The following is a 3,701-nucleotide window of genomic DNA, read 5'->3' as shown; positions in this document are numbered from 1 at the left end:
TTGCCGTTGGCACCTACGAAGAACTGATCCCCACTGCTGACGTGGTGATGAACCTTACACCAGACAAGCAGCACACACCTGTTGTTAACGCCGTTATGCCATTAATGAAAGAAGGCGCTTGCTTGGATTATGCACACGGCTTTAACTTGGTTGAAGAAGGTATGCAGATCCGTAAAGACATCACCGTTGTGATGATGTGCCCCAAATGCCCCGGCACTGAAGTGCGCGAAGAGTATAAGCGCGGCTTTGGTGTTCCAACCCTGATCGCGGTTCACCGCGAAAACGATCCTAAAGGCGAAGGCATGGCCATTGCCAAGGCACTGGCCTCTGGTACTGGCGGCGACCGCGCCGGTGTTCTGGAATCTTCACCAATTGCTGAAGTTAAGTCTGACCTGATGGGTGAGCAGACCATTCTTTGCGGCATGCTGCAAACTGGCGCGATCCTGTGCTTCGACAAAATGGTTGAGCAAGGCATCGACGCAGGCTACGCGTCTAAACTAATTCAGTACGGCTGGGAAACAGTAACCGAAGGCCTGAAGCACGGCGGCATCACCAATATGATGGATCGTCTTAGCAACCCTGCCAAAATCAAAGCCTTTGATTTGGCCGAAGAGCTGAAAGACATCATGCGCCCGCTGTACGAAAAGCACCAAGACGACATCATTAGCGGCCACTTTTCTAAGACCATGATGGAAGACTGGGCGAACGACGACAAAAACCTGCACGCTTGGCGCGCTGCCACCGCAGAAACAGCCTTTGAAAAGACCCCTGCTGGCGATGTCGCAATCAGCGAGCAAGAGTACTACGACCACGGCATTTTGTTGGTTGCAATGTGTAAAGCCGGTGTTGAACTGGCGTTCGAGTGCATGGTTGCTGCCGGCATGGAGCCAGAGTCTGCTTACTACGAGTCGCTGCACGAAACGCCACTGATCGCCAACACGATTGCCCGTCGCAAGCTGTATGAAATGAACGTTGTTATTTCAGACACCGCTGAATACGGCTGTTACCTGTTCGATCACGCCTGCCGCCCATTGCTCAAAGACTTTATGAGCAAGGTTTCTACTGACATCATCGGCAAAGGCTTGAACACTAAAGATCTGGGCGTAGACAACCAAGAGCTGATCACCGTTAACGCGGCGATTCGCAACCACCCAGTTGAAGTTGTTGGCCGCAGACTGCGCGGTTACATGACTGCAATGAAGAAAATCGTTTAAAAATACGTTTTTCAATATGGCAGTGGGCCTCACAAGGGTCCCACTGACTACTGACAAAGTCCTCGCCATTGTGCGGGGATTTTTTATAATGGGGTACACTAAATTCTCGTCCCCAAATCCAATACGCAGCAGAGTTCGTCTGTGCCGCTCAGAGAGCCAGCTTGTATATGAACCAACCCCAACAGCGCCTTCCTTTGCGGTATTCAGCCTTAGCGGTTCCAAGGGCAGTGATAGCGGTGATAACAGCGGCAACAACGAAGTTGCTGGACTAGAACCCAGCACCAACAATCAGGTGCTGCGCCTATTCCAAAAGCCATTCAAAGGCGATTACGCCAATAGCTGGTCCTCCGACCATGACCTCCCATTCGGACAGCTCAGCAACAAAACCAACTCCACCGAAGGCAGCTCCGGCGTCCTCACGGGGCGTGGCGAAACTACAACGATGCGGTGGGGCGACGGCGGAAAATTCCACAATGGTTATGACTGGTCTGTACCCTAGGGTATCCCCTTGCTTGCGGTAGCCGAAGGGGAGGTTGCTTACGCTCAAAGCGAACCTCCTTTCAAAGTGCGGCTCAAAAGGTATAGTCGCAGCGCAGATCGTAACGATCCGCCACGAGGCATCAAACAGCGAAATTTTTGACAGCCAGTACGTGCACCTGAGCAGAATTGACGTCGCGGTCGGCCTACGGGTCAGTGCGGGTGAACAGATCGGCCTCTCAGGCGATTCAGGCTGCGCCTACGGTGCTCACCTGTATTTCAGCGTCATGAAAATCACACCCGATGGCGAACGCGTGGTAGCGGACCCTTTTGGTTGGAAAGGAGAGTCCCAGGACCTACACCGCGGGGGTCGTCAGCAAATGGCTATGGAAAAAAGGTCAGGCCCCTAGAGGAGATCTCTCGCTGTAAGCTAGGATCAACAGATAAAACAAGAGTATTCATACTCATAGCACCTACCCTCCCCACCGGCTGGCTCGGCTTGTTTTTAGCTCTGTGGCGACCAAAATTCGGGCTTCAGCCAAGCAAGCCACCATACAGCTCACCTCCCGAAGATTTCCCGCCAAACCCTCAAGTAATACTGGCCTCGGAGCACGTAATCGCCGCCAACATTATCGATAGCGCCCGGAAAACTAAAGATCTCTAGGGGGAGCTAGACAACCCAAAGTTGATCGCCATTATCTCAGCCATCAGTAACCTTCCTGTTAAAGTGGTTGGCCCCAGACTGCGCGACTATGACGGCGATAAAGAAAATCATTCAAGGCTTTATTTACGTGCTTATAAGGAAGGCTAAAAGGCAACTTCGCAAGAATCAAAGGGTTAAATAAAAACGGAAATTTATCCTCTACGTCACATGAGCTGACATACACACCACTTTTATAGATATTCTGTTTACCTGAATCAAACTCCATGCTTTTCTTTAATAGAATTTATGCTCGGCATACTGAATTAGAGTGCTCATTATTCTAGTCCTTTCCAATGCAAGAATTTTAAAAAAATCAAACAAGAAAGCGAGATAATGCATACGAGGCGCCACCAACAATACCTATACACATGCACTATATTTAAGCATAATCAGTGTAAATTTAAAGAGTTACACTAGTTTTTCGAGCGAGTCACTGTGCAAACTCGGCGAGCTTGAGCTGCAAGTGTCAAAGCTTAAGATATTCGCTTATTCAATAGGTAAATTTAATGAAAACCCTAAAAATGCTTTTGATTGTCTCGACGATTGCGATATATGCAATTACTGCTCTAGCGTCACTAACTCAAGGACTGAACTGGCCTGCTGTAGCTATAGCTGACTTACTTGCGCTCGGGTGGCGAAGCCAGTTCGATATTGACTTCCTTATCCACTTGTTCTTGCTTGCTACTTGGGTTACTTGGCGAGAAGGGGCCGGCCCTAGAGCCTATTTTTTTGGATTCCTCAGCATTATTATGGGCGGAATGTTCAGCTTCCCATATATTCTGTTTGCTGCGTACAAAAGTGGAGGAGAATCAAAAGCTCTACTTCTCGGCGTTCATGCGCGACCGTAAACTTAACCAAGCTCCAAAACCAGCCCAGTGGGGCGGCCACTGAAGCGCTAGAAAGCGCCCTCCAACCGTCATCTTATTTAGAATTTATGGCTACCTTCTTTTTTACTAAAAGGCGACCGCCACCAGTTTTCTAGCATGCGATCTCCCAGGGTTTCTGGGAGCGACGGAAAAGCCATGAAATATTTTCAGACTCGCTTTGAACGACGATTCTCAAGGTTTCATATCAGCTTCCCACTTTTTTGACCTCTTGCGCAAGAAACCGAATTTTTTAGGTTTGATCGCTAAACGCACACTAGAAATCAATCACAAAAACTGTAAGTAAAACTAACGCCCGCTGCAATTTGATACATATAAGTCGATAGTGTCTGCCCTGGCCCCAGGGGGTTAGGCGCAGCCAAGGCTCCTTTCTTGGCAAAATAAATAACGCCATTAACTTTCCACTTTGACGATAGCTGCTCA

At 49.1% G+C, this 3,701-nt stretch carries 4 protein-coding genes; all 4 read left to right on the top strand.

The genetic code is table 11. From position 1 onward, the window contains the following. A partial coding sequence (gene ilvC / locus ABYT30_RS17005; protein WP_373097620.1) for a ketol-acid reductoisomerase occupies nucleotides 1–1,214 on the top strand: 1,214 nt, incomplete at its 5' end. Nucleotides 1,215–1,302: 88 nt separating this feature from the next. After that, entirely contained in the window at nucleotides 1,303–1,713 is a 411-nt protein-coding gene (locus ABYT30_RS17000) for a hypothetical protein (protein WP_373097618.1), read from the top strand. A gap of 34 nt (nucleotides 1,714–1,747) precedes the next feature. Next, a complete protein-coding gene (locus ABYT30_RS16995; RefSeq protein ID WP_373097617.1) occupies nucleotides 1,748–2,101 on the top strand; it encodes a M23 family metallopeptidase in 354 nt (117 codons plus the stop codon). A 799-nt stretch (nucleotides 2,102–2,900) separates the two neighbouring features. Next, complete coding sequence (locus ABYT30_RS16990) at nucleotides 2,901–3,242, top strand: hypothetical protein (protein WP_373097616.1); 342 nt, start codon at nucleotides 2,901–2,903, stop codon at nucleotides 3,240–3,242. The last annotated feature ends 459 nt before the right edge of the window (nucleotides 3,243–3,701 follow it).

The sequence above is a fragment of the Zhongshania sp. genome (assembly GCF_041623545.1).
Lineage (GTDB): Bacteria > Pseudomonadota > Gammaproteobacteria > Pseudomonadales > Spongiibacteraceae > Spongiibacter.
This window is presented reverse-complemented; position numbering and strand designations above follow the sequence as displayed.